Source organism: Streptomyces daliensis (assembly GCF_054782395.1).
In genome coordinates, this window is record NZ_BAAGSO010000103.1 from 685 (window position 1) to 26,607 (window position 25,923).

General features: G+C 73.5%; 20 protein-coding genes. 11 read left to right on the plus strand and 9 right to left on the minus strand.

Features of this window, described 5'->3' with window-relative positions:
* Positions 1-476: 476 nt before the first annotated feature.
* The 6 genes from ACYVOO_RS27475 to ACYVOO_RS27500 all read left to right on the plus strand — a co-directional run bounded on the left by ACYVOO_RS27475 (position 477) and on the right by ACYVOO_RS27500 (position 8,123).
* Complete coding sequence (locus tag ACYVOO_RS27475) at positions 477-1,580, plus strand: substrate-binding domain-containing protein (RefSeq protein ID WP_461018397.1); 1,104 nt, start codon at positions 477-479, stop codon at positions 1,578-1,580.
* 159 nt (positions 1,581-1,739) lie between these two features.
* A complete protein-coding gene (locus ACYVOO_RS27480; protein WP_461018398.1) occupies positions 1,740-3,092 on the plus strand; it encodes an ABC transporter substrate-binding protein in 1,353 nt (450 codons plus the stop codon).
* A gap of 8 nt (positions 3,093-3,100) precedes the next feature.
* Positions 3,101-4,117, plus strand: a complete 1,017-nt coding sequence (locus ACYVOO_RS27485) for a carbohydrate ABC transporter permease (RefSeq protein ID WP_461018399.1) — start codon at positions 3,101-3,103, stop codon at positions 4,115-4,117.
* Positions 4,114-5,061 carry a carbohydrate ABC transporter permease gene (locus ACYVOO_RS27490; RefSeq protein ID WP_461018400.1) on the plus strand — a complete coding sequence of 316 codons (948 nt, stop codon included), beginning with the start codon at positions 4,114-4,116 and terminating at the stop codon, positions 5,059-5,061. Before ACYVOO_RS27485 ends, ACYVOO_RS27490 begins: the two co-directional genes overlap by 4 nt.
* A gap of 75 nt (positions 5,062-5,136) precedes the next feature.
* Positions 5,137-6,174 (plus strand): hydroxyacid dehydrogenase, encoded by a 1,038-nt coding sequence (locus ACYVOO_RS27495; RefSeq protein ID WP_461018401.1) that lies wholly within the window; start codon positions 5,137-5,139, stop codon positions 6,172-6,174.
* Positions 6,171-8,123, plus strand: a complete 1,953-nt coding sequence (locus tag ACYVOO_RS27500; RefSeq protein WP_461018402.1) for a DUF2264 domain-containing protein — start codon at positions 6,171-6,173, stop codon at positions 8,121-8,123. Before ACYVOO_RS27495 ends, ACYVOO_RS27500 begins: the two co-directional genes overlap by 4 nt.
* 65 nt (positions 8,124-8,188) lie before the next feature.
* Here the strand turns inward: ACYVOO_RS27500 and ACYVOO_RS27505 are convergent, their stop codons facing one another.
* Positions 8,189-8,443, minus strand: a complete 255-nt coding sequence (locus ACYVOO_RS27505) for a hypothetical protein (RefSeq protein WP_461018403.1) — start codon at positions 8,441-8,443, stop codon at positions 8,189-8,191.
* Between the two features lie 52 nt (positions 8,444-8,495).
* Here ACYVOO_RS27505 and map point away from each other — a divergent pair, with 52 nt between their 5' ends.
* Together map and ACYVOO_RS27515 are read left to right on the plus strand one after the other, a co-directional pair.
* A complete protein-coding gene (gene map, locus ACYVOO_RS27510) occupies positions 8,496-9,353 on the plus strand; it encodes a type I methionyl aminopeptidase (protein WP_453348721.1) in 858 nt (285 codons plus the stop codon).
* Positions 9,354-9,802: 449 nt separating this feature from the next.
* Positions 9,803-11,272: an exopolysaccharide biosynthesis polyprenyl glycosylphosphotransferase gene (locus ACYVOO_RS27515; protein ID WP_461018404.1), complete on the plus strand. Its 1,470-nt coding sequence runs from the start codon at positions 9,803-9,805 to the stop codon at positions 11,270-11,272.
* Between the two features lie 122 nt (positions 11,273-11,394).
* Here ACYVOO_RS27515 and ACYVOO_RS27520 read toward each other — a convergent pair whose 3' ends face one another.
* Entirely contained in the window at positions 11,395-12,414 is a 1,020-nt protein-coding gene (locus ACYVOO_RS27520; RefSeq protein WP_461018424.1) for a GDP-L-fucose synthase family protein, read from the minus strand.
* An 80-nt stretch (positions 12,415-12,494) separates the two neighbouring features.
* Here ACYVOO_RS27520 and gmd point away from each other — a divergent pair, with 80 nt between their 5' ends.
* The 3 genes from gmd to ACYVOO_RS27535 all read left to right on the plus strand — a co-directional run bounded on the left by gmd (position 12,495) and on the right by ACYVOO_RS27535 (position 15,787).
* The gene (gene gmd / locus ACYVOO_RS27525; protein WP_461018405.1) at positions 12,495-13,508 is read left to right on the plus strand and encodes a GDP-mannose 4,6-dehydratase; all 1,014 of its coding nucleotides are present in this window, start codon (positions 12,495-12,497) and stop codon (positions 13,506-13,508) included.
* A 177-nt stretch (positions 13,509-13,685) separates the two neighbouring features.
* A complete protein-coding gene (locus ACYVOO_RS27530; protein ID WP_461018406.1) occupies positions 13,686-15,251 on the plus strand; it encodes a hypothetical protein in 1,566 nt (521 codons plus the stop codon).
* Complete coding sequence (locus ACYVOO_RS27535; protein ID WP_461018407.1) at positions 15,248-15,787, plus strand: hypothetical protein; 540 nt, start codon at positions 15,248-15,250, stop codon at positions 15,785-15,787. Before ACYVOO_RS27530 ends, ACYVOO_RS27535 begins: the two co-directional genes overlap by 4 nt.
* Positions 15,788-15,806: 19 nt before the next feature.
* Here the strand turns inward: ACYVOO_RS27535 and ACYVOO_RS27540 are convergent, their stop codons facing one another.
* From ACYVOO_RS27540 to ACYVOO_RS27570, 7 genes are all read right to left on the minus strand, one after another.
* A complete protein-coding gene (locus tag ACYVOO_RS27540; RefSeq protein ID WP_461018408.1) occupies positions 15,807-17,066 on the minus strand; it encodes a glycosyl hydrolase family 28-related protein in 1,260 nt (419 codons plus the stop codon).
* A 45-nt stretch (positions 17,067-17,111) separates the two neighbouring features.
* Positions 17,112-18,632, minus strand: coding sequence for a PQQ-binding-like beta-propeller repeat protein (locus ACYVOO_RS27545; protein ID WP_461018409.1), 1,521 nt, complete (start codon positions 18,630-18,632; stop codon positions 17,112-17,114).
* A gap of 61 nt (positions 18,633-18,693) precedes the next feature.
* Complete coding sequence (locus ACYVOO_RS27550) at positions 18,694-20,265, minus strand: hypothetical protein (protein ID WP_461018410.1); 1,572 nt, start codon at positions 20,263-20,265, stop codon at positions 18,694-18,696.
* Positions 20,258-21,778, minus strand: coding sequence for a glycosyltransferase (locus ACYVOO_RS27555; RefSeq protein WP_461018411.1), 1,521 nt, complete (start codon positions 21,776-21,778; stop codon positions 20,258-20,260). Before ACYVOO_RS27555 ends, ACYVOO_RS27550 begins: the two co-directional genes overlap by 8 nt.
* Positions 21,775-22,338, minus strand: a complete 564-nt coding sequence (locus tag ACYVOO_RS27560) for an LbetaH domain-containing protein (RefSeq protein ID WP_461018412.1) — start codon at positions 22,336-22,338, stop codon at positions 21,775-21,777. Before ACYVOO_RS27560 ends, ACYVOO_RS27555 begins: the two co-directional genes overlap by 4 nt.
* Before the next feature lie 19 nt (positions 22,339-22,357).
* Positions 22,358-23,668 (minus strand): MATE family efflux transporter, encoded by a 1,311-nt coding sequence (locus tag ACYVOO_RS27565; protein WP_461018413.1) that lies wholly within the window; start codon positions 23,666-23,668, stop codon positions 22,358-22,360.
* Positions 23,665-25,884 (minus strand): lipopolysaccharide biosynthesis protein, encoded by a 2,220-nt coding sequence (locus tag ACYVOO_RS27570; protein ID WP_461018414.1) that lies wholly within the window; start codon positions 25,882-25,884, stop codon positions 23,665-23,667. The genes ACYVOO_RS27565 and ACYVOO_RS27570 overlap by 4 nt, the downstream gene beginning before the upstream one ends.
* Positions 25,885-25,923: the final 39 nt, after the last annotated feature.

Below are 25,923 nucleotides of genomic sequence, written 5' to 3' on the forward strand. Positions count from 1 at the left end.
CGGGCGTCAGCCGACCCGGAACCGGGCAGAGGGCCACCGGCGGGACGGGGACGGGGTGGGGTGTCCCCGCAGGTCGAGAAAGTCACCGGCGGAAAGGCGAACACGAGACCTTCACGCCGAGGAGACACCCCACCCCGGCACCGGACACCCCGCACCCACGCGCCCATAACCCCAAGGGGAACCCGGAGTCACGCGGCGCCAGCCGCGACGCACCGGTCCATAGGCCGCGCCGTAGCCACCGGCCAGGCAGCCGGAATACGGCGAACCGCCCCCGCGAAGGGAACCCGCCCAGGCGTGCTGGGGCACAAAAATCAGCGCGGGACCCTACAGCGCGCACCACACCGGCCAACCGTCCCGCGCAACACCCCCGTGAAGGGCCTACCCCCCGTTTCCTTCCGCCCCCCGCGAAGGGGACCCGTCCGGAGGCGATCGATATGCTCAAACGAACATCGCGCGGCGGGGGAACGGGAGACCACATGAGGGAGCCGGTCGAACGCAGGCGGCAGCGGATTCTGGACGCCGTACGGGCCCGCGGCTCGGCAAGGGTCACCGATCTCGCCACGGAGCTGGACGTCTCCGTCGTCACGGTCCGCCGCGACGTCGAGGAACTGGCCAGAAGCGGCCAGGTACGGCGCGGCCACGGCGTAGCCCGGTCCGTCACCCCGCCCGAGGCCGAGCCCAGCACCCCGCCCAGCGGCGAAACCGTCGGCCTCGTGGTCCCGGAACGGCACTCGTACCTCTTCGAGGCCGTACACGGCGCCCGCTCCGTGCTCGAAACCGCAGGCATCCGCATCGCCCTGCACATCGCGGCCCACACCTCGGGCTCCGAGCAGGCCATGACCCAGCAGGCACTGGAACGCGGCGCCCGCGGCCTGATCGTCGCGCCGCGCTGGCGCAGCGCGGACGCCGAGCGCGTGGACTACGGCTGGCTGGCCGCGCTCCCCGTGCCGGCCGTCCTCATGGAGCGCCGCCCCACCCCCGGCAGCCCGCTGCACGCGATGGACTCGGTGCGCTCCGACCACTGGTACGGCACGCACCTCGCCGTGGACCATCTCATCCGCCTCGGCCACCGCCGCATCGTGCTGGCCGCACGCGACGACAGCCCGACGGCCCGCACCGTACGGGCCGCGTTCGCGCAGATCGCGGAGGAGCGCCCCGAGGTCGAGGAGTCGGCGGTCGTGCTGAGTTCGCCGACGGCCGTCGCGGATCCCGAGGCGCATGGGGAGGCGCCCGTCGATCTGGCCGCCGTGCTGCGCGCGCACGGCGCGACCGCCGCCGTGCTGCACGGCGACGTGGACGCGCTGATGCTCGTGCAGCAGTTGCGCGACGAGGGCGTACGGGTGCCGGAGGACTGCTCGGTCGTGGCGTACGACGATGTGGTCGCGGCCCTGGGCAGCACCCCGCTCACCGCGGTCTCGCCGCCCAAGGAGGAGATCGGGCGGGGCGCTGCCGAGCTGCTGCTGCGTCGGCTGGCGCTGCCGGAGGGCGCGCGCCCTGAGGCGGTGCGGAGCGTCGAGCTGCTGCCGGAGCTGAAGGTGCGCGGCTCCACGGCCGCGCCGCCGCCACCGCGCCCGGCCTGACGGCCCGTCGGCGGACCCTCCCCGTACGGACGCGTCCGTACGGGCCCTTCACGCACCCGGCGCCCGCGCCAACGGGACAACTCCCGTTCGGAAATGAGCGTTTGAGCGATTTAATTTCTTCTGAGCGATCCATTGACGCTTTCTGACTGAGCGAACAGGATGCCGGTGAATCCCCCAGAGCCGCGGGAGGCCACCGTGCGTCGTCGACTCCGTCAGTCCCTGCCCGCAGCCCTGGCCGCGCTGTCACTGGCGCTCGCCGCCGCCTGTTCGGGCGGCGGCGGGGACACCGCGCGCGACGAAGGCCCCGTGCACATCACGTTCTGGTCCGCGCTGCGCGGCAGCCAGGAGGTGGTGGACGCCTACAACAGGACGCACGACGACATCCACGTCGACTTCCAGCAGGTGCCGGGCGGCAACCGCGGCGGCTACGCCAAGCTCAGCAACGCAGCGCGCGCCGGGAACGCGCCCGACGTCGCCACCATCGAGTACCCCGAGGTCCCCGGCTTCGCCATAGACGGCGTCTCCCGCGACCTCACCGGCCTCATGAGCGAAGGGCTGCGCGAGAAGCTGCTGCCCCAGGCGCTCGCCCTCACCACCTTCGAGGGCCGCACCTTCAGCGTGCCGCTGGACGTGGAGCCGACGGTCTTCCTCTACCGCAAGGACCTCTTCGACGAGTACGGCATCGATGTCCCCCGCACCTGGGCCGAGTTCGCCGACGCGGCCCGCGAGGTCAAGCGCGAGCGCCCGGGCTCACGGATCGTCAATCTGCCGACGGACGACGGCCCGCAGTTCGCCTCGTTCGCGTGGCAGGCGGGCGCCCGGTGGTTCAGCACGGAGGGCGGGGCGTGGAGCGTCTCGATGGCCGACGGACCCACCCGCAAGGTCGCCGCGTACTGGCAGGACCTGCTCGACCGCGACCTCGTCCACCACAACCCGACCACCAGCCAGCAGGGCATCGCCCAGATCGGCAACGGCCAGGTGCTCGGCAAGCTCAGCGGCGCATGGGACGCGGGGGCGCAGATCTCCGCGCACCCGGGCCAGAAGGGCAAGTGGGCCATCGCCCCGCTCCCCCAGTGGGACCCGGACCGGCCACGGCTCGGCACGCACGGCGGGTCCACGTTCGCGGTGACCAAGGACAGCGCGCATCCGGAGGAGGCCATGGAGTTCATCGAGTGGCAGGTCTCCAGCCCCGAGGCGCTCAAGGCCCGGTTCTCCAGCGGCATCAGCAGCCAGTACCCGGCGGCGCCCGGTCTCGTGCCGGTGGCCCGTGAGGCGATGGACACCAGCTACTACGGCGGCCAGGACATCTACCGCCTCTTCGACCGCGAGGCCCGTGCCATCTCCCGGCAGTGGGCGTGGGGCCCGCGGATGACCGCGACGATCAAGACCATGCAGGACGGCTTCGCCCGCGGTTCGGGCGGCGACGGCACCCTCATCGACGCCGTGCGCGAGGCGCAGCGCGCGACCATGCCGGACCTCAAGGCCCTCGGGCTGCGGACCAGGGAGCGGTGACCCCGACGATGACCGCGACCACCCCCTCCACGTCCACCCCCGCCTCCGGCCCCACCTCCGCCTCCGGGCGCGCGGCGAAGGACGCACCCCGCGCGGGCGGCGTCCGCGCCGGGACCCGCAGGACGGCGCGACGCCGTGAACTGGGCGCGGCGGGCGTCCTGATGGCCCCCTTCTTCGCGCTGCTGGTGACGGTCTTCCTGATCCCGGTGACCGGAGCCGTCTGGCTGAGCTTCTTCAGCGACGACCAGCCGGGCCTCGGCTTCGGCCCCGAGCGCACCGTCTTCGTCGGGCTGCGCAGCTACGAGGCCGTGCTGTCCGACCCCACCTTCCTCGCCGGGATGGGCGTCACCGCGCTCTACTGCGTCTTCTACATCCCGCTGCTCGTGGTGGCCGCGCTGCTGCTCGCGCTGCTGCTGGACTCGGGTGTCGTACGGCTGCGGCGCAGCGCGCAGCTCGGCCTGTTCCTGCCGCACGCCGTGCCGGGGATCATCGCCGCGCTGATCTGGCTCTACCTCTACACGCCGGGCCTGTCCCCGGTCATCGACCTGCTCGGCAAGGCGGACATCACCGTCGACTTCCTGGGTGTGCACACCGTGCTGCCGTCGATCGTCAACATCGCGGTGTGGAGCAACCTCGGCTACAACATGGTGATCTTCTACGCCGCGCTCCAGGCCGTGCCCCGCGAGGTCGTCGAGGCGGCCGTCGTGGACGGCGCGGGGCCGGTCCGCACCGCGCTCCAGGTGAAGGTTCCGCTGATCCGCGCCTCGATGGTGATGGTGGCGATGTTCACGCTCATCGGCGCGCTCCAGCTCTTCACCGAGCCGATGCTGCTGAGCCAGGCCACGCCCGTGGTCGGCACCCGCTTCACGCCGAACATGTACATCTTCGACGCGGCCTTCACCCGCAACAACTACGGGCTGGCCGCGGCGGCCTCCGTCGTGCTCCTCCTCGTGACCGTCGCCCTCTCCTACGGAGTGGCCCGCTGGACCAACCGCGCCAACGCCCCCGAGGAGAACGCCCGATGAGCACCGGCACCGGAACCGGCACCCGCACCCCGTCGTCCCGCACCCGCTCCCGCACCCCGTCCCGCGCGCCCCGTGCTTCGTCGGCGCAGGGTCCCACCGCCGCCCTGCGCCCCGGGCTGCTGGGCCGGGGCGCGGTCAACGCGGTCGTCGCCCTCTTCTCGCTCTACACCCTGCTGCCGCTCGCCTGGCTCGTGCTCGCCTCGGCCAAGAACACGGACGCCCTCTTCCGCAGCGACCTGCTCTCGCTCGCCGACTTCTCCCTGCTGGACAACGTCTCCGGCCTCTTCGCGATGGACGGCGGGATCTACGGGCGCTGGTACGTCAACAGCCTGCTGTACGCGGTGCTCGGGGCGCTGATCGGTGCGCTGGTGAGTGTGGCCTGCGGCTACGCCTTCGACAAGTACCACTTCCGGCACAAGGAAAAGCTCTTCGGCCTCGTCCTGGCCGCGGTGATGGTGCCGCCCACCGTGCTGGCGCTGCCGCTCTATCTGATGGCGTCGCAGGCCGGGGTGGTGAACACTTTCTGGGCGGTCTTCGTGCCCGTCCTGTTCAACCCCTTCGGCGTCTACCTCGGACGGATCTTCAGCCAGGGCTACGTTCCCGACGAGGTGCTGGAGGCCAGCAGGATGGACGGGGCAGGGGAGCTTCAGACGTATCTGCGGGTGTCGCTGCGGATGCTCGGGCCCGGACTCGTGACCGTCTTCCTCTTCCAGCTCACCGCCATCTGGAACAACTTCTTCCTGCCCATGGTGATGCTCTCCGACCAGAATCTGTATCCGGTCAGCCTCGGCCTCTACACCTGGAACAGCTCCGCCACCGTCACGCCCGACTACTACCCCGTCGTGGTCACCGGGTCCCTGCTCGCCATCGTCCCCCTCATCGCGGCCTTCGTGCTGCTCCAGCGCTACTGGCGCTCGGGGCTCACGGCGGGCAGCGTCAAGTAGGCGCCCCACCGCCCCGCGCCCCCGCGCGGCGGCCCCCGTACCACCGCACCACTGTCCACCCCGCCCAGGAGTGCCATGACGACAGCCCACCCCCGCCCTCACCCGCACACCCGTCCCCGCGCCGCCCTCGCCATGAGCCCCGAGGCGGCCGAGGCCGTGCTCACGCCCGACGTGCTGACCGCGCTGGCCGAGCACACCACCCCGGCGACCCTCCCCCTGCTCGACGACTTCACCACCGACCGCGCCCACGACGTGCTCGCCGACACCGAGCTTCTGGTCACCGGCTGGGGCTGCCCCCCGCTCGACGCGGCGGCGCTCGCCGCCGCGCCCGGGCTGCGCGCCGTCGCGCACACCGCCGGCACGGTCCGCCACCACGTCACCGACGCCTGCTGGGAGCGCGGCATCGAGGTCTCCTCGGCCGCAGCGGCCAACGCGCTGCCCGTCGCCGAGTACACGCTCGCGATGATCCTGCTCGCCAACAAGCGCGTCCTGGAGACCGCCCGCGGCTACCGCGCCTCGCGCGCCCGCGCCGAGTGGCTGGCCCGCGGCCCCGAGGTGGGCAACTACCGCCGCACCGTGGGCATCCTCAGCGCCTCCCTCATCGGCCGCCGCGTCATCGAGCTGCTGCGCCCGCACGATCTGGAGGTGCTGCTCTACGACCCGTACGTCGAAGCGGAGGAGGCGGCGGCCCTGGGCGTACGGGCCGTCGGGCTGCCCGAGCTGTTCGCGGCCTGCGACGTCGTCAGCGTGCACACCCCGCTGCTGCCCAGCACCCGCGGCCTCGTCAGCCGCGAACTGCTCGCGCTGATGCGGCCCGACGCGACGCTCGTCAACACCGCGCGCGGCGCCGTCGTCGACCAGGGCGCGCTGACGGACGCGGTGCTGGCGGGCCGCGTCAGGGCGGTGCTCGACGTCACCGAGCCCGAGGTGCTGCCGCCAGGGCACCCCCTGTGGGAGTGCGAGAACGTGCTGCTCACCCCGCACCTCGCCGGTTCCCAGGGCAACGAGCTGCGACGGCTCGCCGACCTCACGGTCAGCGAGGTGGCGCGGTGGGCCTCGGGCGAGGGCTTCGCCCATCCCGTACGACACGAAAGGCTGGCCTTCCTCGCATGAGCACCCCCTCCGCCCCGTCCGCCTCCACCGCCTCCACCGGCTCCACCGGCTCCCGCCTGGAGCTGCCGCCCGAGGACCGCGAGCTGAGCCCGTACACCGGCTGGACCCGCGCCCACTGGGAGGCCACGGCCGACGGGCTGCTGCACGCCGCCTGGCGCTGGGCGACCCCGCACGGCGCGCTGCTCGACCTGCCGGGGCCGCCCTCGGCCTCCGGGGTGCGCTCGGACGGGCTCGAAGGCTACGCGCGCACGTTCCTCGCCGCCGCGTTCCGCGTCGCGGGCGCGGACGGCAAGGACCCGCACAACTGGCTGGAGCGCTACGCGGACGGACTGGCGGCGGGCACCCGTGAGCCGGTCCGGGGCCACCGCGAGGGCGGCGAATCCTGGCCGCTGATCCTCGACCTCACGGTGCAGGGCCAGCCCATGGTGGAGTCCGCCTCCGTCGCGCTCGGTCTGCGGCTGACGAAGCCATGGCTGTGGGACCAGCTGGACGAGGGCGTGCGGGAGCGGGCCGAGGAGTGGCTGCGGGGCGCGCTGCGGCACACCCCCGCGCCCAACAACTGGTACCTCTTCCCGCTCACCGTCGCCGCCTTCCTGGAGTCCGCCGGACGCGGCGACCGCGAGACTGCGCGCGCCGTGGAGCGCGGCCTGGAGCTGCTGGAGAGCTGGTACCGGGGCGAGGGCTGGTACGCGGACGGCGACGGGCGCGCCTTCGACCACTACAACGGCTGGGCCCTGCACCTGTACCCGATGCTGCACGCCCACCTCGGCGCCGACGAGACGCTGCTCGCGCGCTACGGGCCACGGCTGAGCGAGCACCTGTCGAGCTTCGGGCTGCTCTTCGGCGGCGACGGCGCGCCCCTCCACTTCGGTCGCTCGCTGACGTACCGCTTCGCGGCGGGCGCGGCCGTGGGCCTCGGCGCGCTCACCGGGCACACCCCGCTGGCGCCGGGCGTCTCCCGTCGGCTGCTGAGCGGCGCCGTGCGCTACTTCCTGGACCGGGGCGCGCTGGACGAGGACGGGCTGCTCTCCCTCGGCTGGCACGGCGAGCACACGGCGACGTTGCAGTCCTACTCGGGCCCGGCCTCCCCGTACTGGGCGTCCAAGGCGTTCGTCGCGCTCCTCGCGCCCGAGGACCACCCGCTGTGGACGGCCCGCGAGGAACCGGCGCCCAGCGAGGGCGCCGACCGGGTGCTGGCGCTGCCCTCGCCCGGACTGCTGATCCACTCGACGGGCCGCGACGGGCTGGTGCGACTCCACAACCACGGCACCGACCATGTGCGCCCCCATGAGGGCGAGACGGCGGATGCTGAGGACCCGCTGTACGCGCGGTTCGCCTATTCGACGGTCACGGGGCCGACGGCGCCCGGCAACGTCGCCGACAACCACTTCGCGCTCGCCGCGCCGGGCGGCCCCTTCAGCGTGCGGCGGCGGGTGCGCCCGCTCGGCGCGTGGAGCGACCCGGAGGGCACCTGGGGCTGGGCCGCGTCCTGGCACCTGCCCGTCTTCCCCGCAGGCTCCGGCTACGACGCGCCGATGGTGCCGGGGCTGCGCGTGGAGAGCCTGACGTTCGCGCGGGGCGCCTGCGAGGTGCGGGTGCACCGGGTCGTCGGGGCGCCCGAGGGAACGCGCGTGCGCCTCTCGGGGTGGCCGACGGGCGCGTGCGGCACGCTGCGGGGGCTGTACGGGTGGGCGCCGCCCATGGAAGAACCGCGCTGGGAGAGGGCACCGCAGGGGACGGCGTTCTCACGGTGGGTGACCGTGCCCGTGCTCTCGGGGGAGGTGTCGGGCTCCGGGCTCTTCGTCGCCGTCGCGACACTCGGCGCGGAGGCCACGCCCCCGGACCCGCGCGTCCTCTCCGCCGACACGACGCACGTCCACCTCACCTGGCCGTCGGACCCGCCCGTCCGCGTCTCCTTCGCGCCCCTGTCGGTGACGGTGGGCGACTGAGGGGGCGGGCGGGGCGGGGCCCGTCACGGCGCGCGACGCACGGCGCGCGGGGGCCCCGCAACAGGTCAGTCCCGGCCGTCGCCGTCGCCCCGGTCCGCGTCGCCCCGTGCGGGGTCCGGGTCGTGCCAGCGGGGGTCCGTCTCCCAGGCGAGGTTGCGGTTCCGCGCCGTCTCCATCGCGCGGGCCGCCTCCTCGCGCGACCCGTAAGGGCCGAACCGGTCCTTCCCGGGACACTCCGGCCCCTCCTCGACCGTGCCGTGTTCCAGGCAGTAGTACCACTCGCCGGGCTTGGCGACCGTCTTGCGCTTGAAGAGAGCCATGGACCCATGCTCCCCCAGGGCCGGTTTCCGTACCACAGTTAGACTCGCGCACATGTCTGGCCAGTCTCTTCTCGTCCCCGGCACGCTCTCCCCCCAGCGCGCCGTCCCCGCCGCGATCCCCCGCCCCGAGTACGTCGGCAAGGAAGCGCCCACCCCGTACACCGGGCCCGAGGTGCAGGACGCCGAGACCATCGAGAAGATGCGGATCGCGGGGCAGATCGCCGCGCGGGCCCTGGAGGAGGCCGGGAAGCACATCGCGCCCGGTGTCACCACCGACAAGCTGGACGAGGTCGCGCACGCGTACATGTGCGACCACGGCGCCTACCCCTCCACCCTCGGCTACCGCGGCTTCCCGAAGTCGCTGTGCACCTCCGTCAACGAGGTCATCTGCCACGGCATCCCGGACTCCACCGTGCTGCGCGACGGCGACATCGTGAACCTGGACGTGACCGCGTTCATCGGCGGTGTGCACGGTGACAACAACGCCACCTATCTGTGCGGCGACGTGGACGAGGAGTCGCGGCTGCTGGTCGAGCGGACCAGGGAGTCGCTGAACCGGGCCATCAAGGCCGTCAAGCCGGGCCGCCAGATCAACATCATCGGCCGGGTCATCGAGTCCTACGCCAAGCGTTTCGGCTACGGCGTCGTGCGCGACTTCACCGGGCACGGCATCAACACGTCCTTCCACTCCGGCCTGATCGTGCCGCACTACGACGACTCGCGCGCCACGACCGTGATCAAGCCGGGGATGACGTTCACGATCGAGCCGATGCTGACCCTCGGTACCTACGAGTGGGACATGTGGGAGGACGGCTGGACCGTCGTCACCAAGGACCGGAAGCGGACCGCTCAGTTCGAGCACACCCTGCTGGTGACGGATTCCGGCGCGGAAATCCTCACCCTTCCCTGAGTCCCCGGCCGGGCCCCCGGAGGCAGCCGGGCAGTTTCCTCCCCCGGCTCTCGAATTCCGCACGGTTCCGGCCAAACTTCCCCTGGGCGGCGCGAAGCGCCCGGCGGCCGTCTTGTCGCTGGCCACCGGGTGCGGCACGGCTGCCGTCCGGTCCCGTACCGGGCCCGGCACCGGCTCCGCCGCGACGCCATCGGCGCCCCGGACAGCTCATGCGGGGCCCTCTCTGGGGCGCCGTCTGCGGGAATCCCCCGGAATATACGCGCCCTGACATACAACCCCCGTAAAGGGGGACCCGAGTTCGGCAGAAAATGTGAACGTGCGGCGGCGTGAGCGGGACGCATGTCTTAAGGTCTCTGGAACGTCAGCGCACCACATGCAGGGGGAGTTGGCTGTGCGCTGCATTGGGTTCCGCGTACCTGGGGGGGTTCATGCGGCGCGTTCCTGTGTCTGTGTCCGGTGCGGACGATTCCGTCGGCGGGCCAGATCTCCCGTCCTTCGGACCGGGACGGTACAGCGGGGGCAGGGACAAGGCCCGGTGGTACGTACCGGCCGCCCTCGTCACCGATGTCACCGGTGCCTTTCTGCCCGTTCTGCTCGTGTTCAGCGCGGCCCAGCAGTCCCGCCCCTTCCCCGCCGCGACGGCCGCCGCGCTGGCCTGGTTATGCGTGCTGGCCGCGCACGGGCACTACAGCGCGCGCTCGCTGGGTGAGTCGCGCGGCCTGCTGGCCACGATGCAGGCATGGCTGACCCTGGTGGGCGTGCTGGCGCTGCTGCGCGTCCTGACCGGAGAGGGCTCGGCCCCGGCGTACGCGCTGCTGGCGCTCGCCCCCGCGCCGCTGCTGACCGCCGTCAGCCGGGCGCTGACACACCGTCATCTGACGGGCCAGCGCCGCGAGGCGCACGCCGTGCTGCGGGCCCTGGTGGTCGGCGAGGCGGGCCCCGTCGACCGCGTCGTGGAGCAGCTCTCGACGCGTACGGACCACGCGTACGTGGTCATCGGCGCCGTGCCCGTCGGCGCGGCGGAGCCGCACAGCGGCGTCCCCCACGCGGGACGGCTGGACGCGGCGCCCCGCACGGAGACCTCGGACGGGGACGCGGTACTCACCGCAGCGGCGCTGCACCGCGCCGACACGGTGCTGGTCGTCCCGGGTGCGCTGCTGACCGGGGAGCGGCTGCGCAGACTCGCCTGGGCCACGCAGGACGCGGGGCTGCCGCTGGTGATCGCCTCCGGGCTGACCGAGGTGGCGCTGCCGCGGCTGCGGCTGTCCACGGCGGCGGGCCTGAACCTGATGCACGTGGCGCCTCCGGTGCGCCGGGGCCCGCAACTGGCGCTGAAGACGGTGCTGGACCGCACGGGCGCGGCGCTCGGGCTGATGCTGCTGGCCCCGCTGCTGGCGGTGCTCGCGCTGGCCGTACGGCTGGACTCGCGGGGGCCCGCGCTGTACCGGCAGACGCGGGTGGGGCGCTTCGGGGTCCCGTTCACGATGTGGAAGTTCCGCTCGATGGCGCCGGACGCTGACCGGCTGCGGCCCCAGCTCGCGCAGGCCAACGAGCAGGACGGCCCGCTGTTCAAGATCCGCTCCGATCCGCGCGTCACCCGCGTCGGGCGGCTGCTGCGGCGCACCTCGCTGGACGAGCTGCCGCAGTTGGTGAACGTGCTGCGCGGGGAGATGTCCCTGGTGGGGCCGCGCCCTCCGCTGCCCGAGGAGGTGGCGGCCTACGGCCCGGCCGAGCTGCGGCGGCTGCACGTGCGTCCAGGGCTGACAGGTCCCTGGCAGGTCGGCGGGCGTGCGGACCTGTCCTGGGACGAGAGCATCGCGCTGGACCTGCGGTACGCGGACAACTGGTCCCTGACCACCGACCTCGATCTGCTGGCCCGCACGTTCCGCGCCGTCGTCGACGGCAGGGGTGCGTACTGATGCCGTCGCGGCGGGGCCGCGCTGCCGTCCCGAGGGCCGCCCCGGTGTCCGGCGCGACGCCGGGGGCGGTGGGCACGCCCGCCAGCCCCGCCGCCCCGCGCGCCCTGCCGGGCCACCGCGCCCTAGCGGGCCACGGCGGCACCGGCCTCGTGCCGCAGCCACCACGCGTAGGTGTCCCGGATGCCGTCGGCGAGGGGGACGCGGGGTGTGAAGCCGAGCTTCGTCAGCCGGGACACGTCCAGCAGCTTGCGCGGGGTGCCGTCCGGCTTGCTGGTGTCGAAGGCGATCCGGCCCTCGTAGCCGACCACGTCCCGCACCGTCTCGGCGAGCGCGCGGATCGTCAGGTCCTCGCCGCTGCCGACGTTGACCGGGGAGTCGTCGTCGTACTCGCGCAGCAGCAGCACGCACGCCCGCGCCAGATCGTCGACGTGCAGGAACTCGCGCCGTGGTGTGCCGCTGCCCCACAGGACGACCTCCTCGCGCCCGTCCCGCTTCGCCTCGTGGAAGCGGCGGATCAGGGCGGGCAGGACGTGGGAGGTCTCCAGGTCGAAGTTGTCGCCGGGGCCGTAGAGGTTGGTCGGCATCGCGGAGATGAACGAGGCGCCGTACTGCCTGCGGTAGGCGCGGACCTGGGTGATTCCGGCGATCTTGGCGAGCGCGTACGGCTCGTTGGTGGGCTCCAGGGGGCCCGTCAGCAGCGCGTCCTCGGTGATCGGCTGCGGGGCGTGCTTGGGGTAGATGCAGGAGGAGCCCAGGAAGAGGAGCCGCCGGACGCCCGCCGCATGGGCCCCGGCGATCACGCTGAGCTGGATCCGCAGGTTGTCCTCCAGGAAGGGCACCGGCTGGGTCTGATTGGCCATGATGCCGCCCACCTTCGCCGCCGCGAGCACCACGGCATCGGGGCGCATGTCGCGCAGCCAGCGCTCCGTCGCGGCGGCGTCGCGCAGGTCCAGTTCGGCGCTGGAGCGGGCGAGCACCTCATGGCCGTCGCCGGTGAGACGGCGGGAGACCGCGGAACCGACCAGACCGCGGTGTCCCGCCACGAATATCCGCGCCCGGGGCGGCAGTCCGGGCGCGGCGGACGCCGTCGGCGTCTCAGACGTCCCCGGCGCCTTGGGCGTCTCCGGCGTTATGCGCGTCATATCCGTCATGCTGCGGATTCTGCCAGCGCGTCACCACACACGCGCGATGAACGGACCATTACTTCGCAGGGGGCCACCTCATGGGCAAGAGCGCACTGATCACGGGGATCACGGGCCAGGACGGCTCGTATCTGACGGAGTTACTGCTGAGCAAGGGATACACGGTGCACGGCCTCGTCCGCCGTTCCTCGTCCTTCAACACCGGCCGCCTGGACCACCTTTACCAGGACCCGCACGAGGACGGCCGCTCGCTGGTCCTGCACCACGCCGACCTCAGCGACGGTGTGGCGATGGTCAACCTCCTCCGGGACTTACGGCCCGACGAGGTCTACAACCTGGGCGCCCAGTCGCATGTGCGGGTCTCCTTCGACTCCCCGCTCTACACGGGCGACGTGACGGGCATGGGCACCATGAGGCTCCTGGAGGCCATCCGGGCCAGCGGCATCGACACCCGCATCTACCAGGCGTCCTCATCCGAGATGTTCGGCGCGGCCCCGCCGCCGCAGAACGAGCGCACCCGCTTCCATCCGCGCAGCCCCTACGGCTGCGCCAAGGTCTTCGGCTACTGGGCGACGGTCAACTACCGCGAGGCGTACGACCTGTTCGCCGTCAACGGCATCCTCTTCAACCACGAGTCACCGCGCCGCGGCGAGACCTTCGTGACCCGGAAGATCAGCCGCGCGGTCGCCCGTATCCACGCGGGTCTCCAGGACCGCCTCTACCTCGGCAACCTGGAGGCGGTGCGGGACTGGGGCTACGCGCCCGAGTACGTCGAGGCGATGTGGCGGATGCTCCAGCACGACGTGCCCGACGACTACGTCGTGGCCACCGGGGAGGCCGCCACCGTGCGGGACTTCCTGGAGGTGGCCTTCGCTTCGGCCGGGATGAACTGGCGGGAGCATGTGCACTTCGACGCGAAGTACGAGCGGCCCAGCGAGGTGGACGCGCTCATCGGCGACGCGGGCAAGGCAGAAGCGGCCCTCGGCTGGAAGCCACGGGTCCGCTGGGCCGAACTCGCCCGGATCATGGTCGAGGCCGACATCAGCGCGCTGGAAGCCGATCTGGCGGGAGCGACGGTCCGCATAGACCGCTGACACGAGGACGTGCGCGCGCCCCACAGACCCCCGCCCCCACACCCCCATCTCACACCCCCTATCTCACACCTCACACCTCACACCTCACATACGGCCGGGGGCCCGTACTCGCCCGTCCGCTCGGCGGAGGGGACGGGAACGCCCCCGATCAGCTCACTCACCACCAGGGGGAACCCCATGAACAGAACGACACCAGGCGGCCTCGCGGGCCGGCTGGGCATCCTCGGCGCGGCGCTCGCGCTGACCGTCACCACCTGGACGGGGGCACAGGTCCTCACGGGCGGAGAGGACGCGCACGCCCTGACGCCTCCCGTGACCATCACGGCGGACGAGCTGCCGACGTGGCAGACCAACGGCATCGTGTGGGCGACGGCCGAGGCGGACGGCGTCGTCTTCGCGGGCGGCACCTTCTCCACCGTCAGACCGCCGGGATCGCCCTCGGGCAGCAACGAGCGGCAGGCACTCAACTTCGTCGCGCTCGACGCGGCGACCGGCGCCCCCACCGACTGCGAGCTGCGCTTCACCATCGGCAGCGGTACGGCGACCGTGCGCGCGCTGACCGTCTCGCCCGACGAGCGGACGCTGTACGTGGGCGGCTCCTTCGGCGCGGTCAACGGCGTCGGCGTGAGCAGCCTCGCCGCCATCGACATCGCCACCTGCTCGGTGAAGACCGGCTTCCGGCCCGCCGTACCGGCACCCGTGCACACCATCGACGTCACCGACGACACGGTCTACTTCGGCGGCGACTTCACCCACATCGGCGGGGTGTCCCGTGGCCGCTTCGCCGCCGTGAGCACCGCCGACGCCACGCTCAGGGCATGGAACCCGCGCGCCGACGAGCCCGGCCGGGCCGTCGAGGTGCTGCCGGGCGGGGAGCGGGTGGCCATCGGGGGCGACTTCGACACCGTGGCGGGCGGCACGTCCTCGCACGCGCTGGCCGTCGTCAACTCCGGCTCCGGGGGACTCGTCAAGAGCTACTCGGGCGGCTTCATCCACCGCAACTCGGTGGTCAAGGACATCACTTCCGACGCGACGGGCTTCTACACCGCCAACGAGGGCACGGGCGGCGGTGTCTTCGACGGACGCATCGCGCTCAACCTGAGCGACCTCAACCAGCGCTGGCGCGACACCTGTCTGGGCGCCACCCAGTCGCTCGTCGTCCACAAGTCCGTGCTCTACAGCGGCTCGCACGCGCACGACTGCTCCTCGACGGGCGAGTTCCCCGACGGGCGCAGACGGCACCTGCTGGCCGAGTCCGTCAACAACACCAAGCTGCTCGGCTGGCTGCCCGACACCAACGACGGGCTCGTGGAGGCGATCGGGCCGCGCGCGCTGACCCTGTCCACCGTGGGCACCACCGACTACATGTGGGTGGGCGGCACCTTCACCACCGTCAACGGCAAGGCGCAGCAGGGCCTCACCCGCTTCGCCAGCTCCCCCGACACCGGGGTGCCGTGGGTGCCCGACCAGGTCACCGGGTCAGCGAGCGGCGGCAACGTGACACTGAACTGGCGCTCCAGCATCGACCTGGACGACAGCAAACTGACATACCGCGTCTACCGCAACAACAGCGCCACGCCCATCGGCACCGTGGAGGGCGAGTCGATGCCGTGGCGGCGCCCCACGCTGACGTTCACCGACACCTCGGTGACGCGCGGCCAGCCGTACACGTACCGCATCACGGCGACCGACGGGGCCGGCAACACCAGCGGGCTGTCCAGCACGGTGACGGTGACGCCATGAGGCATCCGAGTACGCTGGTCGGCCTCGTCGCGGCGGCCGTGCTGCTGGCGACGGCGGGCTGCGCCGCGTCGGACACGGGCGGCGGCGGTGACGGTGACGGTCACCGGCAGGGCGCCCGTGGCACCTCGTCGACGGTTCCGGGCTCGACGGCCACGGCCTCGCCCTCGGCGCCGGACAACGGGAAGGGGAAGGCGAAGGGGAAGGGCGGGGACGGCGCCTCCGGCGGGCACGAGGCGAACGGTGCGCAGGACGCCGCCAAGGGCCCAAAGGTCCCGCGCTCCGAACTCACCCCGGCCACAGGGTCGTTCACCGGGACGGAGAAGGACTACCTGGAGAACAGGGTGCCCAAGGGCGTCGATCCCGCCGCCATCCTCGACAGCGGACGGGAGACCTGCCAGCGCGTCTCCCGCACCGTCGAGGCGGACCGCGCGGCTGCGGTCAAGGCCCTGCGCGACGGGGAGATCCCCGGCGCCAAGGCCGCGATCCGCCATCTGTGCCCGCAGCACAAGGACGTGCTGAAGGCCGCGGGCAAGTGAGGCGGGGGCGGCAGGGGGGTCAGGGGCCCACGCAGTCCACGAAGCGGACCGGGGTCTCCAGCCCGTCGCCCGAACGTACGTCGGCGAAGTCCTCCTGGGGACGGCTGCGGAAGGCGCACATGTCGTAACGGGCCAGGGGCGGGGCGCCCGTGTCCCGCCCCTGCGTCTCGTAGCGGTGGCGGCCCACCAGGCGGCACATGCTGTAGCGGACGAGGGGGCCACGAGGGCCGACGCGGTAGCGGTGCGCCGCCACGCCGGCGGAGAAGTCCTTGAAGGCGTTCGACGTGTCGTCGCAGTCGCTGAAGTGGACGGTGCCGTCGTCCCAGTCGCAGTCGATGACCCGCACCCGGGGGTCGCGGATCTCGAAGCGGATGTCCTGCGCGTGGAAGCGCTGCACCGAGTCCTTGTGTTCCGCGCGCGGGAAGCGGAAGAAGGTGCTGGCCCCGCCGTAGGCGGCATCCGGGCGGCGTCCCGTGACGATGTACGAGCCGCCCCGGCAGGTGATGGAGCCGCCGTAGGGGAATTCGAGGAAGTTCCCCCACTCGTACTCGACCTTCATGTCGGTGAACCAGTAGTTGAGGAACTGGTCCTGCTGGCCCTGCCTGCCCTTGGCGCGGCTGCGCCGCGAGAGCCCCGAGTAGAGGAACGCCTTACGGTAGGCGCCGCCGACCCGGCAGGCGTCCCAGCGCATCTCGGAGTTGGTGTTGGTGCCGTCCAGCGCCAGCCCGTAGGTCCACTCGCCCGTCCACTCGCACGCGCTGAACCGGTAGTCCTGCGCCTGCCCCTCCGAGTAGGAGAGGAAGAAGGAGGCGCCTGGGGTGGCCGAGCGGAAGGTCATCCCCTCGAAGGCGAGGTTCGCCCACATGTTGTCGTTGCGGCACAGAAAGGCGTCCGCGCCCTCCCCGCCCTTCTCGGGCTGGAAGACGAGCTCGGTGATGCGCTTGCCAGCGCCCCGGAAGCGCAGCCCGTTCGCCTTGCGCGACGGCTCGTTCCCGTCGAGCAGCGCGCCGGGCCCACGGAGCAGATAGGCGCCGGGCGGCACATCGATGACGGTGCGGCCCACGCCTCCGGACACGCGGGAGACCGCGTGCCGGTAGGCGCGGCGGAACGCCTCGGTGTCGTCCGTGCGGCCGTCGCCCTTGGCGCCGAAGTCGGCGACGACGTCCACCACAGCGCCCGCCTCCCCCTCCTCCCCGGAGGCGGTGCACGCCGCCACCCCCAGGGCCGCGGCTGCCGCCGCTGTGCCCGAGACGAGCAGTGCCCTGCGGGTGACGGCCATGTGTGCTCCCCTGTTCCTGTGCCTCGTAGCTCCGGCCCTCCGGCCCTAGCGCGCCGTGACGTACACGGGCCCGTTGCGGCCCGAGAGGTTCTCCCCGTCGGTCACTTCGAGGGCGTAGCGGTGTGTCGAGCCGGGCTCGACGGTGTCGGTCCACGTCATGTCGGGGCGGTCCCAGAACCGGGAGTCGCGGGTCAGCGAGGTGTAGTAGGCGCCGTCGCGGTAGACGCGGTAGGTGAGGGTGCCGTCGTCGCGGTCCCAGGCGGCCTTCCAGCTCAGCGTGATGCGGCCCGACGAGGTGCTCGTCCCGCTGAAAGCGGGCACCTGCGGTGCCACCGTGTCCGGCGATGCGGGCATGCGGGTCAGCGCCTGCTGCGGCTTGTCGTTGACGGCGGTGAACTCGCCGCCCACCCACAGGATGTCGCCCGCCATGACCAGCACGCGCGGCCCGACCTTCTCGCCGATGCCGCCGTTGGTGTCGGGGAACCAGGGCAGGATCGTGCGGTCGGAGAGCGACTGGCCCAGCAGGTGCTGACGTGCGTTGATCTCCGGGAAGCCGCCCGGTGTGCCGCCGCAGTCGTGGGCGTGCGAGCCACTGTAGAGCACCCCTTCGTACGGCACGACGGCCTGCGTCGCGCCCAGGCAGGTGTCCGTCCACTTGCGCTGCCCGGTGGCCAGCACCCCGGCGATCCGGCCGTCGAACCCTCCGGTGCCCTCGGCCGCGAGGTAGAAGTTCTGCCCGTCGCGCGCGAGGTCCTTGACGACCGAACTGCTCTCCAGCCAGGAGAAGTTCTGCTGCGTGGCGCCGCTCGTCGCGTCGAGCGAGACCAGCGCGTGCGAGCGGCGCCTGTTGACGGTGAAGAAGTCGCCGCCGACGAGGACCTTGCCGAACTCGGGCGCCGCCTCGATGGCGCGCACCGGCTCGTCGATGGAGGCGCGGAAGGGCAGCAGCGTGCCGCTCGTGGTGACGGCGGCGATCCGGTCCCGGGTCTCGCCGTCCACCTCGCCGAAGTCGCCGCCGAGGTAGACGGTGTCGCCGGAGGGCTCGATGGCCCGTACCGTCGCGGCCACGCCGGGCCGGAAGTCGGCGCGCAGGGAGCAGTCGGCGGTGTCGAACGCGACGGCATTGCTGACCCCCGTCTCCCGCTCCCCCGAGGTGACGGTGCCGAAGGAGCCGCCCACGTACAGCACTTCGCCGTCGGCCGACGTCTCCAGCGCGCGCACGGAACCCGAGCCGCCGGTGAACGAGGGTGCGCAGGGCAGCAGTTCGCCGGTGACGGCGTCGAAGGCCGCGAAGTTGGTGCGCGGTGTCCGGTTCTCGCCGGGTGCGGATCCTGGCGGGCTGACGTTGCCGAAGACCCCGCCCACGTAGACGACGCCCTTGGCGTAGGCCATGCTCCAGACGATGCCGTCGGTCTGCCAGGTGGGCATCGGATCAGCGGTGAGGGTGGGTTCACCCGCCAGGGGCTCCGGCCCCGTGGGCCGCGCGGGCGCCGTCGCGAGTGCCGGTGCCGTGCCGAGGAGTGCGAGGGCGGCCAGCAGGCAGCCCGTGATGGTGCGTCTTCGCATGTGTTCCCCCACTCGAAGTGTTCGCGTCGCGCCGTGTCGTGCCGCGTCATTCGCATATGCGTCATTCGTGTACGGGGGAACCCGAAACACGGTCGCGCGCCCTCGGCTCGTCGTGGGCCGCCGTCCCCACGACGGCCCGCGATACGGGCGCGGCAGGCCTCCCCCCGGTCCCCCCGCGCTCACGATAGTCACCCCTGCCGCTCACGCACAGCCCGACGAGCACCAGCAGCGCGAGCGGCCCCATGCTCGCCATGAGGGAGCCGCGCAGGAGGATGAGCTGGAAGAAGGCGAGCGCGGGCACGAGCAGCACGGCGAGCGTGCCGCCCAGTTCGCGCGTGCGGTGCCGTACGTCGTCGATGCGGCGTCCCAGCGCGCCGTAGAGCCCGAACACGAGGACGACGGCGGGAAAACCGCCCCACAGGTAGGACTCGATCCACAGCGGCGCCGAGAGGTTGTCGAAGCGGTAGCCCGCGTGCCGCGCCAGCCGGATGCCGGTGTCCTCCGGCTTGCCGTCCCAGACGGCGCGCGGCACGAAGAACAGGGGCGGCCCGAGCGCGCCCAGCGGCGCCAGCCCTTCGTCACGCGCCACGCTGACGCCCGTCTGGAGCTGCTGGTAGGCGTCGTAGTCGCCGTTGGTGGTGAACTGCTCGGCCAGGGACACCACTTGGACGGGGTCGCGCTTGTCGTTGCGGAAGTAGTCGCCGTACGGGAACACGACGAGGACCGCCGTCAGGATGGCCGCCGTGGCGATACGGAAGCCGCGCGGGCGACGCAGCGCCGGGGCCGCGAACAGCAGCGTCAGCAGCACGGTGCCCGCCCAGAAACGGGGCTGGCTGATGGGGTTGTTGACGACGACGTTGAGCGCGAGCAGCAGCGGCAGCAGCGCCCAGCGCAGCCCCCGCACCAGCCGGTCGCCCCCTGGCCCTCGCGGCACGTGGAGCAGCGCGAGCAGCGCCCAGAACGCGGGCGCCGACAGGGTCCAGGTGGCGACGGCCCTGCCCGCCGACTCCTCGCCCCCGGCGGCGGCCGACTCGTTGACCGCCTGCCTGCTGGTGAAGAACGCGCCGAGGCCGCCCTGCCCCGGGATCAGCACGACGGCGACGGCCAGCGCGAAGAGGCACAGCAGCAGCATCCGCGCGGGCGAGACGCGCCGGGCCAGCACGGGCCCCAGCAGGGTGGCGGGGTGCCGCGCGCCGTACCCGGCGAGGACCGCGCCCACCGTGTACGCGAGCAGCCCCGCCTCGACGATCGCGCAGGCGGTGACGGCGGTGCCCTCGTCCGTGCGGAAGGCCAGCGGATAGCTGTCCGTCGCCAGCATGGCGAGCGGGGCCAGCCCGAACCAGATGTAGCTGAACAGCCAGAACCCGAAGGCCATGACCCGCGCGGTGGCCCCGGCGAGGGTCCACGCGAGGGCGCCGCCCGTGTGCAGCACGACGACGCACTGGAGCAGCAGCGCGGGTCCGGTGCGGGTGTCGGCGGAGAAGAGCACGAAGCCGGGCAGCACGACCATGGCCAGCAGCCCCCAGCAGCCCGCCGCGACGATACTGACCCGCGCGCCTTCGCCGGGCTCGGGGGACGGGCGGGGGCCGGGGCCCGCCGGGTAGGGCCCGGGGTCGCGGGTGGAGTCACGCACCGGCGTACAGCTCCTCCAGGCGGTCGGCGACCGCGCCGATCGAGTACAGCTCGTCCACGGCGCGCAGCCCGGCCGCCGCGACGGCGCGGGCGTGGTCCTCGTCGGTGAGCAGCCGCAGCACGGCGTCGGCGAGCGCGCGCGGGCTGCCGTCGGTGACGACGGAGGCGCCGCGCGCGGCGAGTTCGCCCGCGATGCCGCAGCCGTCCGTGCACACGGTGGGCGTCCCCGCGGCCAGCGCCTCCAGCAGGCTCACGGGGAACACCTCGCTGCTGCTCGGCAGCACATAGACGGCGGCCTCCGCGATGCGACGCAGCGCCTCCTCGTGCGCGACGGCGCCTTCGTAGCGCACGCTGCGCTGGAGCCCGTGCCGCGCGATGAGCCCCGTCACACCGTCGAGGGCCCCCTCATCGGCCCCGTTCAGCACGAACTCAGCCCCCACCCCCGCCCCGACAACCCACGCGGCGGCCTCGACGAACGCCTCAGGCCGCTTCACAGGGTGCATCCGCGCGAGGAACAGCACGCGGGGGGTGCGGCCGTTCGTCGCGACAGGGGCGACGGGGCGGGGCGCGGCAGACGCCCCGGACGAGGCACCCGCACCAGGCCCGCCCGAGCCGGACACGGCAGGCACCGCCGATGCCGGGTCGGGAGCCTCGGCCACGGTCCCAGGGCTCAGCGCCGTGCCCTCTCGCCCCGGAACAGGGGCCTCGGGCGAGGGCCCCGACGCACCGCTCCCCGAAGCAGGCGCCCCGGGCCGGGACGCGACGCCCGACGAACCGGACAACCGGGAGGCGTCAGGACCGGCCCCGGCCACGGAGAGCGAGCCGGACCCCGACGCGGTGACCTCCCGCCCCGGAGCAGGCGCCCCGGGCCGGGGCGCGCCCGGTGCGGCAGGCGGCGGGGTGGACGGACCTGGGCCGTCGGGGCCGGAACGGTCGCCCGTGCCCCCCGTCGCCCGCCCGGCGAGGGCCACGCGGACGCCGTTGCGGAGGGGGACCAGCGGAGGCCCTTCGGGGCCGAGGATGTGGGAGAGGCCCGCGGCCTCCTCCGTCGTGAGGACGAGGCAGGCGCGGGCCCGTCGCAGCAATGGCACGTACAGCGCGTCGAAGACCCTCGCCACGGCGCCGTCGCGCGGCTGGACCATGCCGTGCGTCTGCACCACCAGGCGACGGCCCCGCAGCGCCGTCACCGCCAGCGCGGCCAGCGACACCAGGTCGCGGCCCGCGTGGACGTGGACGACGTCCGCTTCGCCCGCGTAGCGCCAAAGGCCCCGCAGCAGGCGCGGGTTGAGCAGTCCGAGGAATCCCGTGCCGGGGACCAGCGCGCGGGCGCGTCGTGCGTGCAGCCGTACCCCGTCCCACGTGGCCGGTGCCTCGCCCGCGCCCCGCCAGAGTGCGAGCAGCACCGTCTCGTGGCCGCGCGCCGACAGTTCGCCGAGCTGGGCCGTGGCCACGCTGACCGGGCCGCCGTAGGCGCCGCCGTCGCTGACGAGGGTGACGACGTGCGCCACCCTCATCGCCGCACCCCGGCGGTGAGCACATCGTCGGGCGCCACGTCGCGGTGCGCGACCGCGCCCGCGCCGACGACGGCGCCCGCGCCCACCGTGACCCCGCGCAGCACCATCGCGCGCGCGGCGACCCAGGAACCGGGTTCGAGGCGGATGGGCCCGTTGTCGAACTCGAAGGTGGGCGAGCGTCGCTGGTGGCTCCCCGTGCACAGGACCGCGCCCTGGGAGACGCAGACGTCGGAGCCGATGGTGATGTCTTCGAGGTTGATCAGCCAGGCGTCCTCGCCGATCCACACGTCGTCGCCGACGCTCAGCTTCCACGGCCACTGGACGCGCACCCCGTGCCGTATCAGCACCCGCGATCCGACGCGCGCGCCGAACGCGCGCAGCAGCGCGGGCCGCAGCCGTGCCGGGAACCACCAGGCGCGGAAGGCCAGGTGCAGCGTGGCGAACCACAGTGCCTGTACGGGCAGCGGTCTGCCCTTGTCGTAGCCCTTCCCGGTGAAGCCGCGCAGCGTGCGCCCGTTCCCGCCGACGCGGGCCCCGGCTCTCTCGTCCGTACCGCTCATAGCCGCCCCCTCGTGCCTCTCATGGCTGTCCCCCCTTGTCGCTGACCCTGACTCCGACCTTGTGCGCGTCCGCCCCACGCCCGCGCCCGCGTCCGCGCCAACGCCCGCGCCCCAGCGAACCCACCCGCAGCCAGAGCGCCGCCGCCTTGAGCGCCGAGCCGAGGCACAGTCCCCAGGCGGCGCCGAGGACACCGCCGATGGCGTACCCGGCGACGAGGAAGGCGACCGAGGCGAGCGAGAAGGACACCTGGATGGGCAGCGTGGCCCTGGGCCGCAGCACCCGCAGGGTGAGCAGGGCGCTGGTGCCGAGCGCGATGCCCACGTACTGGCTGCCCGTGGCGGGCAGCAGGCCCGAGGCGGACCCCCAGGTGTCGCCGAGGAGCTGGCGGCCCACGCTGTCGGGCAGCGCGAGCAGCAGCACCGCCCACCCGGCGGCGGTGGCGCCGAGCAGCGCGGCGAGCGCGGCGGTCGTACGGACCGTGCGCCCCGCACCGGTTTCCGCGCCGTCGGCGACCCGGCGCAGCAGGGGCGGGCCGAAGGCGGTGGCCGAGTTGTAGAGCACGTTCATCGGGCCGAAGAGGGTGCTGGCGCCGCGCAGCGCGCCCACGGCCAACTGGCTTGCCACCAGGCCGAGTCCGATGATGGCGAGCTGGCTGGCCCCGTTGCCGACGGCGAACTCGACGGCGAAGCGCCGCCCCAGGTGGTCGCGCCGCAGCAGCCGTCGCGCCGACGACCGCGCACCCCGCAGCCGGGGCGCGAGCAGCGCGCCCGAGACCAGCAGCGCGGGGAGCGCGGAGAGGCCCCAGACGAGGACGAGCCGGGCCGGGCCGCTGTCGGCGGGCTGGAGCGCGAGCGCGGGGACGGCGACGGCGAGCCGCAACACGTCGCCCGTCAGGGCGAGATGGGGCAGCCGCAGCGTGGAGAAGCAGTAGCGCAGCCCGTCCTGGCCGAGTACCACGGGCAGCACGAGGCCGAGCGCCGAGAGCCCTCGCGCCGTGTCACCGGGCAGCAGCGCGAGCACGGCGGCGCCGGTGAAGCCGAGCGCGCTGGAGGCGACGGCGGTGAAGACGACGGCGGAGCGGCAGGCGTCGCGCGCCGCCTCGCCGCGCTCCAGTACCAGCGCCTGGCCGACGTAGCCGCCCGCGAGGCCGAGCAGGACGGTGGCGGTCATGTAGACGAGGGAGAAGACGGCGAAGCCGTGTGCGCTGGAGAGCCGCGCGGCGACGACGAGCACGAGGATGTTGGTGAGCGCCGCGACGCCCTGGTCGGCGACCGAGCAGACGACGGCCGCACGCGTACGGAGCCCGCCCCGCGCGGGCGTCCGGCTCACGCGCGGTGGGCGGTGCCGCCGGACCTGCCCACGCCCGCGTCGCCAGGACCGGCCGAGCCACCACCCGAGCCGCCCGCCCCGAAAGGGCGCTCCGCCGCGCCGGCCCCGCCCCCGGCCCCGTAGGCCGCGCCCGTCCCACCGCCACCGGTACGGTCCGGCCTCTCCGCTCCGGCCGGGCCACCGGCGGCGACGCCGTGTCCGTGCCCGAAGAGACGCTCCGCCGCGCCGGTCCCGTACGGGCCTCCCCCGACGCCCGGGCCGCCCGACTCACCGGTGCGGTGCCCGTGCCCGTCACCGGACCGCACACCGCTCGACGCACCCGGCCCGGCCCCGTACGGATCGTCCGAGCGGGAGGCGTCCCCCGGTCGAGTGGGGTCACCGGAACCAGGGCCCAGCACCCCCCTCGGGACCGCCGCGCCTCCAGGCTCAGGCCACGCCGGACCCGAAGGCTCCCGGCCCCCCACACTCGCGTCGTCCGCCGCATCCCCGGCCCCGTAAGCCGCACCCGTCCCAGCACCGGCCCCATACGGGTCGTCGGAACGAGAGGCGTCCCCCGAACGGGCCGGGTCACCGGAACCGGGGTCCAGCGCGCTCCTCGGGGCCACCACGCCTCCGGGCTCGTGGGCCACGCTCGTCTCACCGGGCCCGGTGACCCCGTCGGCCCCGCGCCCGCCGGCACCAGAGCCGCGCCCGGACCGCCGGGACCGCCCGGGCAACCCGAACCGTCCCAGCAGCCCGCCCGGCGAGGGCCCCGCACCGCCGGTCGTCGAGTGCAGTACGGCGCCGAGGACGGTGCCGCCCGCGCCGGTGATCAGTTCGCGGATGCGCGCGAGGTCGGCCCGTCGCACCTCGCGCGGGTCGCAGACGACGAGCACGCCGCCGACCCGGTCGGCGAGCGCCACCGCGTCGGCGTAGGAGAGCACGGCGGGCGCGAGGACGACGACGGTCGTGCCGGGCTCCTCGGCCTGCGCGAACAGCCGCGTCGCGGACGTCGAGACGAGCGCACGCGCGGCGTTGCGCACCCGCGCCCCCGGCACCAGGTCGAAGGCGCCGGACTCGCCCGCGTCGATGGGTATCTGGAGCCCGGTGGGCCAGCCGCCGTCGCCGCGCGAGGGTGTGCGGGCCCAGCCGGGGCGTATCCCGTCGGCGCCGCGCAGCCGTCCGGCGAGGGACGGGGTCCGCAGGTCGGCCTCGACGAGCAGCACCTCCTCGCCCAGTTCGACGAAGGAGGCGGCGAGGTTGACGGACACGGCCGCCGCTGTGCCGCCGTCGCCGCGCGGCGCAGCCACCAGCAGCAGCCGGCGGTCGGCGAGGCGCTGGTCGTGGGCGAGCCGGAAGGCCATCGAGCGGTACTCCTCGGCCGTCCTGCCCTCCGCCAGCAGCGGCCCCGATCTGCGCCCGCGCGGCAGTGTGCCGAGGACGGGCGCGCCCAGGGCCCGTACGACGTCGCCGCGCGAGCGCGCCGCCGGGTCGAAGACGAGCCGCACCCAGGCGCCGAGCAGCCCGAGCCCGAGCCCGACGGCGCCGCCGAGCGCGAGCAGCATGGGCAGTCCGGGGCCCGAGGGCGTGGTGGGCGGCACGGCGGTGCGCACGACGGTGCCGGGGGTGGTGTCGATGGCGGCGAGATCCGCGATCTTGCTGTCGAGCACGGAGAGCTGCGCGTCGGCCGCTTCGTTCGTCCCGCGCTGGGCGAGCAGCGGCTTGCGCTGGGCGCGGTAGCCGTCGAGCATCTTCTCGACCTGTGCCTCGGTCTGCCGCTCGCGGTATTCGAGAAAGGCGCGCGCGAAGGCATTGGAGCGCCGGGCCGCCTCCTTGGCCGAGCCGGAGGAGTAGGTGAACCGCAGGACGAGGGTGTTGGGCGGGTTGGTGACCTCCAGGCCCTGCTGGAGGTCGTCCGTGTCGCGGACGTCCAGTTCGCGGGCCGCCAGCTCGCCGACCGCGCTGCCCGCCGCCGTCTGACGCTCGGACTCGATGCTGATGCCCGCGTCGGCGGGTGTGCCGCCTGCGGCGAAGGGATCGACGGTGGCCTGACGTAGCGTCACCTCGCTGTCGGCCGCGTACGTGTCGCCGCCGCCGAGGCCGAGCCAGGCCCCGCCCAGCAGCCCGAGCAGCAGCCCGGCGGTCACCGTCCAGCGGTAGCGCAGCAGTTGGCTGAACTGGTCGCGCAGCAGATCCGGTTCGTCCTGCGCCTGCCCGGCGCGTAACTCCCGCGTCACGTGAAAGAAGCCCCCTCGGCCCTGTTCAGCCCTGTTCGG